Source organism: Ruegeria sp. CDSC081, assembly GCF_059610485.1.
In genome coordinates this window covers 36911-52269 of the sequence record NZ_JBXWNS010000011.1, presented here as the reverse complement: position 1 = coordinate 52269, position 15359 = coordinate 36911, and the positions used below count along the sequence as shown (strand labels likewise).

Genomic DNA, 15359 nt, shown 5'->3' with positions numbered 1-15359 from the left:
ATTTACTGGTTAGTGAGACCCTAGTACTCATATATTGAAACAAGTATCGGATCATCATACTCACGCCGAACACAAAGGCGAATTGACATATGGCAGACCCATATTTTTCCGAACTCAAGTACCTTGGAGGCCCACCACAGGACTTTATCGAGGTCGCTGTTGACGCGGGTGCGGATGTTTCTGGGCTTGTTGTTACGATCTACAACTCTGACGGATCCATCCGCAGCACTAACACGCTTGATGGGATCACCCCGACGACAGTCGCAGGCCGGGACGTCTATGTAATTGACTCAGCCAGTTCCGCCACCTTTACCGGGCTCGGTAAAACCAATGGTATCTCTTTATCCGACGGGTCAACGGTTTATCAGTTCAGCTCTTTCAGCGATCCCCCCAGCCCCGGCCCGATAACGGCGACAGCTGGCCCCGCCAATGGGATGAGCTCGACGGTTATCGGCGAGGCCGGGGCGGGAGATTCACTTATTTCCACCGACGATGGTGGAACCTATTCGGTGAACACCACTCCGACACCGGGCACCATACCGTGCCTTACGGCAGGAACGTTGATTGCGACCGATCAGGGCCCTGTCCTGATCGAGAGTTTGAAGCAAGGTGATCGTGTCTTGACGGATCATGGTTGCACGCAGCCTTTGTCACAAATCATTCGGCGACATGTCAGCGCGCGGGATTTGCGCCGCCATCCCAAGCTTTACCCAGTACGCATTTGCGCTGGCGCGCTAGGGCAGGGCCTGCCCAGACGCGACCTGCTCGTGTCCCGTCAGCACCGGATGCTGATATCCTCGGCGATCGTTAAGCGCATGTTTGAGTGCCCCGAGGTTCTGGTCTCAGCTATAAAGTTGGTCGAGCTTCCGGGGATATACGTCGACGACAGAATTACAGAAGTTACTTATTTCCACCTGGTGTTTTCTGAACATGAGGTAATTTATGCAGATGGTGCCCCGACCGAGAGCCTTTTGCTTGGCGATGAAGCACTGAAATCTCTACCGGCAGCAGCCATGGAAGAGCTTTTTACGCTGTTCCCCGATCTTGTCGAAACCCCGATGCAAAAGACCAACTACAAAATCCCAGAGGGGGGGCGGCAAAAGCGATTGATCGCTCGGCATGCACGGAACCGGCGGCCGCTTTTGGCAGATTACGACTCTTCTTCGATTCCAGTGTGATCGCTCTTAGATGACGCAGAGCCAAAACAGGTGTATTACCTACATTCCGGCCTGCTGCGGGCACCGCGCTCTTTTGCTAGGTGCCTGCCTTCGTCAAAGCCTTACCGCCGCCGGTCGCGACGTGAGCTCATAGGCTGGAACGCCACACCCACATGCGCTTCGCAATAAGGTTTGCCTGCCTCAACGGGCAGACCGCAAAACCAGAAATCCTCGGTCGCGGGGTCGCCGACGGGCCATTTGCAGGTCTTCTCGGTCAGTTCCATCAGCGTCAGCTTTTTGGCTTTCTTCTCAACCTCGTTGACCTTGGCCAGCGCCTCGGGGCTGATCTCGTTCGCTGAAGGTTGCGGCGGCAGCGGTTGACCGGCCGGGATGATCTGACGGCGGGCCGGAACAGCGGGCTTGGCCTCGGCTGCCGGCGCTGCGGCTGGACGTGCCGGTTCCGTCTTGGGCGTGGGTTTGGGCTTGGCCTCGGCCTTGGGCGCGGGCGCTGGTTTTTCCTTTGGCTCAGCCTTGGCGGGGGTCGCGCCGGTTGCGCGATTCGACAGGCCCAGCCGGTGGACTTTGCCGATAACCGCATTGCGGGTCACACCGCCCAGTTCCTTGGCGATCTGGCTGGCCGACTGGCCCTCGCCCCACATCTTTTTAAGCAGCTCTACACGCTCGTCAGTCCAGGACATCATTTGCCTTTCAAAAGCGGAAAGCGGCCCCGGATTCGGGCCGCCTTGGGAATTCGTCTCAGCCCCCTATTTTAAACACTGCGGTCCGAGTTACAAGCGGTCTTCGAATCAGGTAGAGGGCAGATCATGCAGAATCTCATGGATCAGGAGGCACGCCGCTTTGGTGCGGTGAACTGGATGGGTCTCTATACGCTGGCCCGGCGGGAAACTTTGCGGTTTATGGCGGTGTGGACGCAGACACTTTTGGCACCGCTGGTGACTGCGGGGCTGTTTCTGCTGATCTTCAACATCGCTATCGGGCCCAGCCGGTCTGATGTGATGGGCGTGCCATTTTTGACCTTTCTGGCGCCGGGCATCATGATGATGACGGTGATCCAGAATGCGTTTGCCAATACGTCGTCCTCGATGGTGATCTCGAAAGTACAGGGCAACATCGTCGATACCCTTATGCCGCCGCTTTCGCCGTTGGAGATTCTGCTGGGATACCTTGCGGGCGGCATTGCCCGCGGCTTTCTGATCGCTGTTGTCGTTGCAACCGCGCTGGCGCTGGTGCTGGGTATTGTCCCGCAGAACCCACTGATCGCCATGATCTTTGTAGTGCTGGGAGGGGCCTTTATGGGCGCGCTGGGCCTTTTTGCCGGGATATTCGCCAATAAGTTCGACCAGATGGCTGCAATTACCAACTTCATCGTCACGCCTTTGGCGTTTCTTTCTGGCACCTTTTACTCGGTCGAGGCCTTGCCGCCGGTTTTGTACCGGCTAAGCCACGCCAACCCGGTTTTCTATCTGATCGACGGGCTGCGGTATGGTATGATTGGGGTTTCAGACAGCTCGCCCTACCTTGGGATGTTGATCTGCACGGCTGCAACACTGGTGGTCGGTGCACTGACCTGGCAGATGCTGCGAACGGGCTATCGGCTCAAGGCCTGACGGTGCCGCGCCTCGCGCCACACAAGAATCAGCCCTCCGGCCAAGATGATGGCAGATCCAATCAGGCTGACCGCGTCGGGGACCACATCGAATATCGCAAAATCATATAGCGCAGCGAACAGCAGTGTCGCATAGCTTATCGGCGCTACGAAAGACGCATCTGCCCGCGCCATGCCGTTAACGAAACAGGCCTGTGCGCAAGCCATCAATGCGCCGATCCCCGCAAGGGCCGCCCATTGCGCCGGGTTGGGCATCTGAAACACGAAACTCACCGCGACTGATGCGATGGTCAGGCCCATCGCGTTGTTCACCAATAGAATTTGGATCGGGCTCTCTCGCCCTGACAGCTTTTTGATAAAGATCAGCTCCATCCCGATGACGACCGCCGCCGCCAGCGCCAGTAACGCCGCAGGTTGGAAGCTCGCAGGTGTCGGGCGCAGCAGAACCATTGCCCCGATCAGGGCCACCGCCGCCGCCAGCCAGCGCCAGGGGCCGACGCCTTCTTTCAGCAAGGGAATGGCCAGAACCATCGCAAAGACCGGGTTCAAGAACGAAATCGCCGTCGCATCCGCCATCGGTATGAACGCGACCGATGCAAACATCAGCGTGATTCCCAGCCAGCCAAAGCTTGTCCTACCGATATGCAGCCCCCAATGGGGCCGCCGCAGTTTAGGGCGCATGATGCCCACTGCCGAAACGATGACCAGGAAGGCGAATAGAAACCGCCCGTGGCTGATCTGCATTGGATGCAAAGGAGCACCTAGCGTATCTGTCCCCAAAGCTTTGGCCAGCAGGGTAGTTGCTGCAAGGAATGCACTGGCGACAAAAATCAACAGTGCCGCTAGGGGCGGGTTATGCGCTTTGGGAACGAACATGCGTAAGCGGTGCTGTACGGGTGGACGAAAGGCAAGGGGTAAAACGGTCAGGGCTGGCCCGACGGTGTAGCAAGAGCCTGTTTGGCCTGTCGCAAGCTGTCCAGAAAACGATTTGCGCGCTCGATCCGCGCCTCAACCTCTTCGATCCGTTCCTGAAGAAATGCTACGCCGTCAAAGGTTTCGGGATCAGCCGCACCAAGTTGCCCCAGCAGGGTTGCAAGTTGGGCGATACTGATCCCCGCCGCCTGTGCATCGCCGATCTGTTCCAGCGTGATCAGCGTGTCATCCGGGTAGTCGCGATAGCTGTTTGTCGCTTCTGGCCCGGGGCGCGAGGCAATCAATCCGTGCCGCTCGTAAAACCGCAATGTGTCGCGGGGCAGCCCGCTTCGGCGGGACAGTTCTCCGATACGCATATGTAAAACCATTGACTATACTCTATGGTTTTGATCTTATGGCTCGTGGTCAAAGCCTGCAAGGGGAAAGATGATGGGATTCAAATGTCAAAGCTGCGGCATGCCTCTTAGCAAGGATACCGAAGGGGGCGGCAGCGAAGCGGACGGAACCCGCAGCACACGGTATTGTTCACTCTGTTACGCGGACGGTGCGTTTCGACATCCCGGTGCCTCGTTCGAGGAATTTCAGTCCCATTGTCTGGATGCGCTGGTGAACAAGGGCATGCCCCGCATTCTGGCCTGGGCTTTTACGCGCGGTATGGGTCGATTAGACCGCTGGAGCGAAGGCTGATACGGGGGATGCAGCGTTGAAGCAACAAAGCCCTTTTCATCGCAAAACTTCGGCGCTATACGGCACCCATGATCAAACACGCTGATATCCTGCGACTTCGACGCCGACGCTTTGCCGCGTAACCGGCCCGTTTGATCCTTTTGCGCTGTCCAAATCGGCGCATCTCCCGCCAAATCAGTTGACGAACATGGCCCTCGTGTATCACTCACGGGGCTCAACATATCGAAAAGGATGATCCGATGATCCCGTCCGTTCTGCCGACCTATAATCGTGCGCCCCTGACCTTTGTGAAGGGCGAAGGCGCTTGGCTGACCGAGGCGGATGGCCGACATTTTCTGGATATGGGCGCGGGGATTGCGGTGAATGCACTGGGCCATGCGCATCCGGCGCTGGTGAACGCGCTGACGGAACAGGCCCACGCGCTGTGGCATGTGTCGAACCTTTATAACATCCCTCAGCAGCAGGCGCTGGCTGATAAGCTGGTTGAACATACCTTTGCCGACACAGTGTTCTTTACCAATTCAGGCACGGAAGCCTGCGAGCTGGCTGTGAAAATGGCACGCAAATATTTCTACGATAAAGATCAGCCCGAACGGGTCGACATCATCACCTTTGACGGTTCGTTTCACGGTCGGTCTTCGGCAGGTATCGCCGCTGCGGGGTCCGAGAAGATGACCAAAGGCTTTGGCCCGCTGCTGCCCGGCTTTGTACACCTGACATTTGGTGATCTTGACGGCGTCACCAATGCGATCTCGGACAAGACCGCGGCGATCTTGATCGAACCCATTCAGGGCGAGGGCGGTATTCGCCCCGTCCCTGATGCCGAGCTCAAAGCGCTGCGTCAAATCTGCGACGACAATGGTCTGTTGCTGATCCTCGACGAGGTCCAATGCGGCGTTGGGCGTACCGGTAAACTTTTTGCCCATGAATGGGCAGGCATCACGCCTGACATCATGATGGTCGCCAAGGGCATCGGTGGAGGGTTCCCTCTGGGTGCGGTGCTGGCCACCGAAGACGCGGCCAGCGGCATGACGGCAGGTACGCACGGGTCGACTTATGGCGGAAACCCTCTCGGTTGCGCGGTGGGCTGCGCGGTGATCGACCAGGTTGCAACCCCCGCCTTTCTGGACGGGGTCAATCGCAAGGCGGGCATGTTGCGCCAGAAGCTCGAAGGATTGATTGCAAATCATCCGGACGTGTTCGAAGAGGTGCGCGGCGCAGGGCTCATGCTGGGTCTGAAATGCAAGGCGACCAACTTGGACGTGGTGAATGCGGGATATGATAACGGCCTCATCACCGTTCCCGCCGCTGACAATGTGATCCGCCTATTGCCGCCTTTGACCCTGACAGAGGACGACATTGCACAGGCGGTTATTCGTCTGGAGAAAACGGCTGCGCAGGTCGAAAGCAATCTGGCGTCTGCCTGAGCCCACCCGATTAGAAAAGCGAAACGACATGAAGCACTTCCTCGACATTCACAAAACCAATGCCGCCGCTTTGCGGGGCATGATCGACCAGGCTGCTGCCATGAAGCAGGCGCGTCTGGGGCAGCCAAAGGCGGCACCGGATGACGAATTGGCACTCAAAGACCGCATGGTCGCCCTGATCTTTGAAAAACCGTCAACCCGGACGCGCGTGTCCTTTGATGTGGGCGTGCGCCAGATGGGTGGTCAGACGATGGTCCTTTCGGGCAAGGATATGCAGTTGGGCCACGGCGAAACCATCGCTGACACTGCCCGCGTGCTGTCGCGCTATGTCGATATGATCATGATCCGGACTTTTGACGAAACCATCCTGACCGAGATGGCGGAATATTCCGATGTGCCGGTGATCAACGGCCTGACCGACCGCACCCACCCCTGCCAGATCATGGCTGATGTGCTGACGTTCGAGGAACACCGCGGACCGATCGCTGGCAAGAAAGTCGTTTGGACTGGCGATGGCAATAATGTGTGTGCCTCGTTCCTTCACGCGGCGGGCCAGTTCGGGTTTGATCTGACTTTTACGGGCCCGGCGCAATTCGACCCCGAAGAGGATTTCATGGGTTTTGCCCGTCAAAAAGGGTCCAAGATTGTTGTGGAACGGGACCCCTACAAGGCTGTAGATGGGGCCGATCTGGTTGTCGCCGATACCTGGGTTTCGATGCACGACTCTCAATCCGCGAAAGAACGGCGCCACAACCTGCTGCGTCCTTATCAGGTAAACGCCGAATTGATGGCCCATGCCAAACCCGATGCGCTGTTCATGCATTGCCTTCCCGCGCACCGCGAAGAAGAAGCGACATCCGATGTCATGGATGGGCCGAACTCGGTCATTTTTGACGAGGCCGAAAACCGACTGCACGCCCAGAAGGCCGTTATGCGTTGGTGTCTGGGCGTCTGAACACATGAAAATGGCAAGAGAGAGCCGTGTGCTCTCTCATGATTTCCGGAGTGCACAATGCCCCATATAGTCCTCGAATTCTCTCAGGGCCTTGAAGAGAAACATGATTTCCATGCGGTCTGCGAGAAGTTGTTTGCGGTGCTTTCTGAACATGCTGAGTTTGATGCACCGGCCCTTAAGATCCGGGCCAACCCGGTCACCTATTTTCGGATCGGGACCGAACCGCAGACCTTTGTCCATGCGACGCTTTTATTGATGCAGGGCCGGGATGGGGCTACGCGAGCTGAACTGAACGCTACCGTTTTGGATGTTCTGACTGTTGCCATGCCCGAGGTTGGCAGCATCACGGTGCAAGAGGTCGAACTGAACCGTGCGTCTTATGCCAAACGCCTGGCGTGATTGTGTTTGGCAATTTGTCTATCTGAAGCACGGCGACTGACACCTTCTTTGGTCGTAAGCAACATTCCTTTGCAGGGCAGCAAAAATACCCTGCATTCCCCGTCAAACAGGTGATCGGATAGCGAGCTGTTTGGATGGTTCTTTTCTCAGGTGGAACTTCTGTTAGAATTGTTATGTAATAACATTAATGATATGTCATAACGGACAAAAATCCACCGGAGTTGTGCAATTATTGAGGTTTCTTTCAGGTGCAGCGGCCTGCATCTTGCAGGGGCGAACCGTTACCTGCCGAAAAAGGGAGAAACTGGAATGAGCTGGAACCCGTCTCACAACCCCGATCGTTTGACTGAGAACCCGTCTTTAGAGGCACTGATCATTCCTCGTGCACGTGATCTGGGTGGGTTCGAGGTGCGCCGCGCGCTACCCTCGGTCAAACGACAGCTTGTTGGCCCGTTCATTTTCTTTGACCAGGTCGGCCCTGCAGAATTCATCACAGAAGGCGGTATAGACGTCCGGCCTCACCCTCATATCGGGTTGGGCACGGTCACCTACCTGTATAAAGGGGAATTTGAGCATCGTGATAGCTTGGGCACCCATCAGATGATCTATCCCGGTGAGGTCAACTGGATGATTGCAGGACGTGGCGTGACCCATTCTGAACGCACCAGCAAGGAAACGCGCAGCAAAAGACACAGTCTTTTTGGCATTCAGACCTGGATCGCGCTGCCAGAGGACCAGGAAGATATTGCACCGGACTTCGAACATCATAAACAATCTGCGCTGCCCCATATTCAGGATGCTGGGGTCAGCGCTCGTCTCATCCTCGGCTCGGCTTATGGTGAAAGCAGCCCGGTCACGACACTGTCTGAAACCTTCTATCTGGACGTGCAGCTTGCCCCCGGGGCCTCTTTTCCTTTGCCTGATGATCAAGAAGACCGCGGTGTTTATGTGACGGAAGGAACGGTTGAGATCGCCGGGGATCAGTTCACCCAAGGTCGTATGATGGTGTTTCGGCCAAGGGATCGCCTTTCCGTTCAGGCAGGGCCGCAGGGTGCGCGGCTAATGTTGCTTGGAGGTGCGACGTTGAACGAGGATCGTTATATCTGGTGGAACTTCGTGTCGTCCTCAAAGGAAAAGATAGAAGCAGCCACCCGCGAATGGAAAACGGCGGACTGGGCCAAAGGGGCTTTTCAACTGCCTCCGGGGGACGATCAAGACTTCATCCCGATTTCAGAAGACCTTGAACGCACCCGTCCGAGGCGCGCGCGCTGACCGGGCGTCAGTTGGCCTTGTCTGACAGGCGGATCGCGGCAATCTTTGACCGAAGGGGAGGGGCGTCATGAGGATCGCAATCGCGGGGGCGGGCAGCATTGGATGTTACTGCGGGGCTTTGCTGGCCCGATCCGGTCACGATGTCACCCTGTTGGGGCGGGTACGAATCCTCGACCCGATCCGGGATAAGGGGCTGATGGTCACAGATTTTTCAGGCCTGCGGTGTCATGTGACCAACCTGTCCCTGACCGAAGATCCGGCGGAACTGAGTGATGCTGAAATAGTCATTGTCACGGTAAAGACCGGCGCGACGGAAGAGATGGCGAAGGATATTGGGAAACACGCTCCAGACGCTGTGATCCTCTCCTGGCAAAATGGACTGGAAAACGCAGGCACCTTACGTACGATGCTTCCGCGCCACGATGTCCGCGCCGGTATGGTGCCCTTCAACGTCGTCCCGACAGATACTGGCGGATTTCATCGCGCGACTTCTGGTGAAATCGTTATCCAATCCGGCCTCGGCGATTTGGGCGCAAAGCTGACTGGCCCCGACCTACCGGTGTCAGAGAGTGACCAGATCGAAGCCGTCCAATGGGGCAAGCTGGTGATCAATCTCAATAACGCGCTGAATGCGTTGTCCGGGTTGACGTTGAAACAGCAGTTGCTGGACCGCAACTGGCGCCAACTGATGGCGGATCAGATGTCCGAGGCTCTGACCGTGCTGCACTCCGCCGGCCAACCGATTGTGTCAATGACGCCGCTGCCCGCATGGATCACACCGTATATCCTGCGCCTGCCGACGCCCTTGTTTTCGCGGGTTGCCTCCCGGATGCTGATCATTGACCCTTCGGCGCGCACCTCTATGGCCTATGACCTGATGGCAGGGCGCCCAACGGAAATCGACAGTCTGCAAGGCGAGATCATCCGTTTGGGCGAGCGGCAAGGCATTGCGACCCCAATCTGCGCGCAGGTTCGCGAAAAGATTGCACAGAACCCAAAATCCCCGCTTACTCCCGAGCAAATCCGAATCTGATGGGCTAGAGAAAAGCCGTCAGTGTCCAGAAGATAGCGGCTGATAACACTGCGGTAGCGGGGACCGTTATGATCCAGGCAGCCACGATCGTCATGAAATGCGAGCGACGGACGAGTTTCCGGCGTTTTTTCTCTTCCTGTGCCTGGCGCCGCTCGGGCAGGCGTTGATGGTTCGCGTTCTTTCTGCGCCGCTCGGCATGCCATTCGCGATAGAAGCCCACTCCGAAGACCGCGCCCACTGCGATATGGGTGGAACTGACGGGCAGGCCCAGCCAACTGGCCAGGATCACAGTGATCGCCGCAGAAAGGGCGACACAGAATGCACGCATTGGGTTGAGCTTGGTGATCTGGCTGCCGACCATCCTGATCAATTTTGGGCCAAACAGGAACAGCCCAAAGGAAATTCCCAGCGCTCCGATCACCATAACCCAGGTTGGAATTGCGACTTGTGCAGCGGAATCCCCGAATTGCGCCGTATGCACGATTGCCGCCAACGGACCAACCGCATTTGCCACGTCATTGGCGCCGTGGGCAAAGCTAAGAAATGTTGCTGAGATAATAAGTGGTAGCCCAAACAGCGTTTTCAGAGACTTCGTTCTGTTTTCAAGTCCTTCTGATCTGCGATGCACCCAAGGGACTGTCACCAGCCATGTCAGAAATCCTGTGGCCAGACCGAACAGCAAAGCGACTTCAAGCTCAACTTTGACCAGCTTGTTCAGGCCTTTGACGGCCAAATAGGTGGTAAAGGCACCAGCCATGACAGCAACGAGTATCGGCACCCAACGGCGGGCAGCGGCGATCTTGTCGTCCTGATACTGAATTTTGGCATTGATCAAAGCCAGAAAGCCAGCGGCAATAGTTCCACCTAACACAGGAGAGATGATCCAACTGGCGGCAATGGCGCTCATCGTGGTCCAACTGACCGCGCTTAGGCCAGCTGCCGCGATGCCCGCCCCCATGACGCCCCCTACCACCGAATGTGTGGTCGAAACAGGCGCGCCGACCCAGGTGGCCAAGTTGACCCACATGGCTGAAGAAATCAGAGCCGCCATCATCGCCCAGATAAAGACGGTGCTGTCGTGAACTGATGCCGGGTCTATAATCCCTTTCGAAATCGTCGACACGACATCCCCACCTGCCAGCAAGGCCCCCGCGCTTTCTGCGATGGCGGCGATGACGATTGCGCCGGTCATGGTCAGCGCGTTGGCCCCGACAGCGGGGCCCATGTTATTGGCAACGTCATTTGCGCCGATATTGATGGCCATATAGGCCCCAAAACCCGCTGCCGCGACAACGATCAACCCGCCATCAGCCCGCCCAAAAACCACTGCGGCCGTCAGCCCGGCCAGCGCAATAAAGGCGAAGGCGATACCCGGCGCCAGCATGGGGCGTGCCACATGGGCATTGGCATACTCAACGCGCGAGATGCGCGCCAGATCGCTGTCCAGCGATTGCCAACGGAGTTTGGAGCTTGGGTTCGACATCAGGCTATTGCGGGCGGTTTCCAAAAGAACACCCGCGGCTATACGGTTTCGCTCAGACGAGCAACCGTGGCGTCATCACTTTTTGTGGCGGTGTCACAGCTGCAGCAGCAAAGCGCGCAGTTCGGGTTCCTGAACACGTTCGGCCGCTATCACGGGCGAAACCCACTCGCGGGTCCTTTCCTCGGCCTCGGGGTAGATATCGGCCAGTTCCTGCACTTCGATCCGATAGACATTGGTCACCACAGTCTGGCTGGCCCCGTCTTTCAGGATCTTGTCATAAGTATATTGCCCAACTGGGTCTTTGGATAGGGATTGGGCGCGCACGCCGGCTTCTTCCCAGGCCTCTTGCCGGGCAGCCCCGGCGCCATCCAGGCCATCAATCGGCCAACCTTTGGGGATGATCCAGCGTCCGGTGTCCCGGCTGGTGATCAAAAGAACCTGCAGCCCGTCCTGCGTTTCGCGGGTGCACAAGGCGCCAAACTGCACCCGATGGGGGCGCAGGAACAGAGGCCGGGCGACCTCTTCCCAAATATTTCGCAGCCATTTTGTCATGTTTGTCGTTCGCGTACCCGGGTTTTACCTGAGCAGCCCACATAGCAATGAAACAGATAATCTTCAATGAACGCCCGGAATCGCCGTGCTTTCCGCATCTTCATGCCAAGAATTTTCGACGAAAATTCCCGACGGCCGCCTAATTTCGACGTTTTGCGCGCAGGGTGGGGTCGGCCTTGGTCGGATCTTCGGGCCAAGGGTGTCTGGGATATTGCGCGCGCATATCCTTGCGCACATCCGCGTATGACCCAGCCCAGAAACCGGGCAGGTCGCGCGTGATCTGGATGGGTCGTTGGGCCGGTGAAAGAAGCGTGATCTTGAGGGCCTCACCGCCAATGACCGGATGGCGCGTTACGCCAAACAGTTCCTGCAGCCGCACCGAGATTTCCGGTACTGCACCGCCATAATCTATCGGCACCTTTCGCCCCAGAGGAGTTTCAAACGACCCTGGAGCGCGCCGGTCCAGTTCCTGCGTCTGGGCCCAGTCCAGTCGGGCGCGCAACGCTGGCAACAGGTCGAACCGTTTCCAGTCTTCAGCATTGCGGACGCCGGAAAGCATCGGCAACAGCCAGTCTTGCAGCGTGTCGGTCAACCCCTCGATCGAGAAATCAGGCAGCTCTGCACCTTCGGTCCGGACCAGTTCCACCCGTGCCGCCAATCGCGCAGCGGCCCCGTTCAGTCGCAGGCCAAGATCACGGACGCCATCCAGCATCGCCAATGCAACTGCTTCGTCCGGAACCTCTTTCCAAACACGATCACTCAACGTGATTGCGCCTAGCCGTTCTTGTTTGCGCGCAACGACACGGCGGTCACGTTTTGACCAGTCGCAGACCTCGATCCAGGTGATCTGATCCTCGAACAGGTCACGAATTTCCTTTTCCGAGATCTGTGCGGCCATGCGCACCTTTGCTTCGCGGGGGTTGCCATCGGTATCGGTCACAACCAGATAAGGCGCGGCAGCCAGCGTATCGCTGCCATCCAGCACAACACCCTTCCCTCCTGACAACACATAACGCGGCTCATCCCCTTTGCGCCGTTGTCCAATGCGATCGGGATAGGCGAGTGCAGCTGTTGCCGCTGGGCTGAAGTCGGACAGGTTGCCTTTGGTTTGCAGCCGCTTGGTCTCGGTTTTTATCCGTTCTAACGCACCAATGTTGACCTGCCAGACACGGTTACGCTGAAAGGCGCGCACATCCCGCATGGCTTCGAGCCGGAGCAGCATATCCACCGGCGCACCGCGCATGGGGTCGCGTTCGGCCATCAGGGCGGCCAAGGGCGCAGCGCCGGGGCCGACCTGTTCCAGCATATGTCCCAATCGCGGGTGCAGAGGTAGCGCCGCTAGTGACCGCCCGTGGTCGGTGATCCGTCCCTTCCCATCCAGCGCGCCCAGCATTGTCAGCAACGTGCGGGCCTCTGCCATCGTGCCCTCGGGTGGAGGGGTCAGAAAGGACAGGTCGTCAGGTTCAGCCCCCCAAAGGGCCAGTTCCAGCGCCAACCCGGTCAGGTCAGCGGCCTCGATCTCGGCCGGGGGGTAGGCCGCCAGCGCGCCTTCTTCGCCCTTGGACCACAAGCGATAGCACGTGCCGTCGGCGACACGACCAGCGCGGCCAGCGCGCTGCGTTGCCTCGGCGCGCGTCACCCGCTCGGTCACTAGTCTGGACATACCCGAACCCGGATCGAAACGCGCCCGCCGAGCCTGTCCCATGTCCAAGACCACGCGAATGTCTGGAATGGTCAACGAGGTCTCGGCAATGGACGTAGCCAAAACCACTTTGCGACCGGTTTCGACCGGTGCAATCGCTTGGCGCTGGGCAGCAAAAGGCATCGCGCCGAATAGTGGTCGCACCGTAGCTTTGCTGGATAGCCGGCCAGCCAAGGCGGCCTCTGCCCGGCGGATTTCGCCTTCTCCGGGCAGGAACACCAACATCCCACCTTCTGTTTCGCGCTCGGCCTGAACCACAAGATCGACCAATGCGTCCAGCTTTCGCGCCTGTTGTCCTAGCGGTCGGTCCAGCCAACGTGTTTCGACCGGGTAACTGCGCCCTTGGGACGTAACAACGGGGGCCTCCATCAACCGTCCCACAGGCTCAGCGTCTAGCGTTGCCGACATTGCCAGCAGGATCAGATCGTCCCGCAATGCCCCGGCGACCTCAAGGCACAAGGCCAGGCCGAGATCCGCGTTCAGGGACCGTTCATGGAATTCATCGAAAATCACCGCACTAATGCCGGGCAGATCGGGTTTGACTTGCAGCATCCGGGTCAGGATACCTTCGGTGACGACCTCGATCCGGGTCGATTTCGATACCTTCGCCTCACCCCGCATGCGATAACCAACTGTGTCGCCCACGCGCTGTCCCAGCGTATCGGCCATGTGCTCAGCAGCAGCCCGGGCCGCCAAGCGGCGGGGTTCCAGCATCACGATCTTGCCATCGCATAGCCCCGCCTCGAATATCGCCAGCGGCACTCGTGTTGTTTTCCCCGCGCCCGGAGGTGCCTGCAGCACTGCGCGGCCCGAAGCCTTTAGGGCGGCAAGAAGGTCAGGAATGGCGTCGTCGATGGGCAGGCGTATCATGCGGGCTTTATCCGCCAACGGTACGACAAGGTCCAGTTCCGTCTCTTATGCCCGGAGAGCGCATATCCCAGAGGTAAATTCTTGTGCGCTCTGGTCTGGACAAACCCCTCGTTGGGACGGCAACTAGAACTGCCGCAACTGATTGGGGGCGAAATGGAACTGGACAGCCTGAGTGACAGGATTTTGAACGGAGACCGGCGCGCGCTGGCCCGTGGTATCACGCTGGTGGAAAGCGGTCGCGCCGATCATCGTGCGCAGGCGACGGAACTGCTGACCAGATTGACCAAAGAGGGCCGCCAGGCCCTGCGGATCGGATTGTCAGGAACGCCCGGCGTTGGCAAGTCCACGTTCATCGAAAGCTTTGGTATGATGCTGACAGGGCAGGGGCTGCGTGTTGCAGTTCTTGCAGTAGATCCCAGCTCAACTCGGTCGGGCGGGTCCATTCTGGGGGACAAGACCCGGATGGAACGCCTGAGCCGCGAGAAAAACGCCTTTATCCGTCCATCACCCAGCCAGTCGCACCTGGGCGGCGTTGCCCGCCGCACACGTGAGGCCATCGCTTTATGTGAGGCCGCTGGGTTCGATGTTGTTTTGATCGAAACGGTTGGTGTCGGGCAATCGGAGACGGTTGTCTCCGAGTTGTCGGATCTGTTTATGCTGTTGCTTGCCCCGGCGGGCGGTGACGAACTGCAGGGCGTCAAGCGCGGTATCATGGAAATGGCCGACATGATCTTGGTCAACAAGGCGGATGGTGACTTGAAATCTGCCGCCACTCGCACCTGCGCCGACTATTCCGGGGCGCTGCGTCTTTTGCGTAAACGACCCCAGGACCCGGAAGGATTTCCCAAGGCTATGACTGTCTCAGCGGTCGAGGAACATGGGCTGGCTCAAGCCTGGGAGGAGATGCAGTCCCTCAGTAAATGGCGCCGTGAAAACGGCCACTGGGAGGTCAACCGCGCCACGCAAGCACAATATTGGTTCGAACAAGAGGTTCGGTCTGCCCTTCTGGCACGCCTGGCGACTCCACAAGCGCGTTCGGAAATGGAGCGTCTGGGCTCGCAGGTCAGCACTGGTCAGCTCAGTCCGTCGGTTGCGGCGGAACATATGTTGTCTGCTTTAGTCGCTGGCTAAGGCCTTATTCAAGCCTTTGATCTCATTCTCTTTCTGATTTCGGATCGGTGGGTTATCGCCCATAGGTTGCAAGTTGACCCAAACTTGATGCAAACTCAGGTTAAGGCCGCGCATCTGTCGCCAGGCCGGAT

At 58.2% G+C, this 15359-nt stretch carries 15 protein-coding genes; 9 read left to right on the top strand and 6 right to left on the bottom strand.

Annotated features, from left to right (window positions below):
• Positions 1–89 precede the first annotated feature (89 nt).
• Positions 90–1178, top strand: coding sequence for a Hint domain-containing protein (locus tag AC2FH9_RS17990; protein WP_496750742.1), 1089 nt, complete (start codon positions 90–92; stop codon positions 1176–1178).
• A 101-nt stretch (positions 1179–1279) separates the two neighbouring features.
• Here AC2FH9_RS17990 and AC2FH9_RS17985 read toward each other — a convergent pair whose 3' ends face one another.
• The gene (locus AC2FH9_RS17985) at positions 1280–1855 is read right to left on the bottom strand and encodes a GcrA family cell cycle regulator (protein ID WP_142638060.1); all 576 of its coding nucleotides are present in this window, start codon (positions 1853–1855) and stop codon (positions 1280–1282) included.
• A 126-nt stretch (positions 1856–1981) separates the two neighbouring features.
• Here AC2FH9_RS17985 and AC2FH9_RS17980 point away from each other — a divergent pair, with 126 nt between their 5' ends.
• Positions 1982–2785, top strand: a complete 804-nt coding sequence (locus tag AC2FH9_RS17980; protein WP_142638062.1) for an ABC transporter permease — start codon at positions 1982–1984, stop codon at positions 2783–2785.
• Here the strand turns inward: AC2FH9_RS17980 and AC2FH9_RS17975 are convergent.
• Entirely contained in the window at positions 2767–3660 is an 894-nt protein-coding gene (locus AC2FH9_RS17975; RefSeq protein ID WP_496690153.1) for a DMT family transporter, read from the bottom strand. The two genes, AC2FH9_RS17980 and AC2FH9_RS17975, sit on opposite strands and share 19 nt — an antisense overlap.
• A 47-nt stretch (positions 3661–3707) precedes the next feature.
• On the bottom strand, positions 3708–4085 hold the full coding sequence (locus AC2FH9_RS17970; protein WP_496703360.1) for a MerR family transcriptional regulator: 378 nt from the start codon (positions 4083–4085) through the stop codon (positions 3708–3710).
• A 58-nt stretch (positions 4086–4143) separates the two neighbouring features.
• Between AC2FH9_RS17970 and AC2FH9_RS17965 the strand changes: the two genes are divergently transcribed.
• The 6 genes from AC2FH9_RS17965 (at position 4144) to AC2FH9_RS17940 (ending at position 9490) form a co-directional block, all read left to right on the top strand.
• Complete coding sequence (locus AC2FH9_RS17965) at positions 4144–4404, top strand: zinc ribbon domain-containing protein (RefSeq protein ID WP_496872460.1); 261 nt, start codon at positions 4144–4146, stop codon at positions 4402–4404.
• A 239-nt stretch (positions 4405–4643) separates the two neighbouring features.
• Positions 4644–5831, top strand: coding sequence for an aspartate aminotransferase family protein (locus AC2FH9_RS17960; RefSeq protein WP_496872458.1), 1188 nt, complete (start codon positions 4644–4646; stop codon positions 5829–5831).
• Positions 5832–5859: 28 nt separating this feature from the next.
• Positions 5860–6786, top strand: coding sequence for an ornithine carbamoyltransferase (gene argF / locus AC2FH9_RS17955; protein ID WP_271950442.1), 927 nt, complete (start codon positions 5860–5862; stop codon positions 6784–6786).
• A gap of 57 nt (positions 6787–6843) precedes the next feature.
• The gene (locus AC2FH9_RS17950) at positions 6844–7185 is read left to right on the top strand and encodes a 5-carboxymethyl-2-hydroxymuconate Delta-isomerase (protein WP_496698054.1); all 342 of its coding nucleotides are present in this window, start codon (positions 6844–6846) and stop codon (positions 7183–7185) included.
• A gap of 309 nt (positions 7186–7494) precedes the next feature.
• The gene (locus AC2FH9_RS17945; protein WP_282027759.1) at positions 7495–8457 is read left to right on the top strand and encodes a pirin family protein; all 963 of its coding nucleotides are present in this window, start codon (positions 7495–7497) and stop codon (positions 8455–8457) included.
• Positions 8458–8524: 67 nt separating this feature from the next.
• Positions 8525–9490 (top strand): 2-dehydropantoate 2-reductase, encoded by a 966-nt coding sequence (locus AC2FH9_RS17940; RefSeq protein WP_496872455.1) that lies wholly within the window; start codon positions 8525–8527, stop codon positions 9488–9490.
• Between the two features lie 4 nt (positions 9491–9494).
• On the opposite strand, the gene AC2FH9_RS17935 is transcribed toward AC2FH9_RS17940, so the two are convergent.
• From AC2FH9_RS17935 to hrpB, 3 genes are all read right to left on the bottom strand, one after another.
• Positions 9495–10973, bottom strand: coding sequence for an inorganic phosphate transporter (locus AC2FH9_RS17935; RefSeq protein WP_496872453.1), 1479 nt, complete (start codon positions 10971–10973; stop codon positions 9495–9497).
• 93 nt (positions 10974–11066) lie between these two features.
• Positions 11067–11525 carry an NUDIX hydrolase gene (locus AC2FH9_RS17930; RefSeq protein WP_496872450.1) on the bottom strand — a complete coding sequence of 153 codons (459 nt, stop codon included), beginning with the start codon at positions 11523–11525 and terminating at the stop codon, positions 11067–11069.
• 139 nt (positions 11526–11664) lie between these two features.
• On the bottom strand, positions 11665–14097 hold the full coding sequence (hrpB, locus tag AC2FH9_RS17925; RefSeq protein WP_496872447.1) for an ATP-dependent helicase HrpB: 2433 nt from the start codon (positions 14095–14097) through the stop codon (positions 11665–11667).
• A 153-nt stretch (positions 14098–14250) separates the two neighbouring features.
• Between hrpB and meaB the strand changes: the two genes are divergently transcribed.
• Entirely contained in the window at positions 14251–15228 is a 978-nt protein-coding gene (gene meaB / locus AC2FH9_RS17920) for a methylmalonyl Co-A mutase-associated GTPase MeaB (protein ID WP_142638208.1), read from the top strand.
• Positions 15229–15359: the final 131 nt, after the last annotated feature.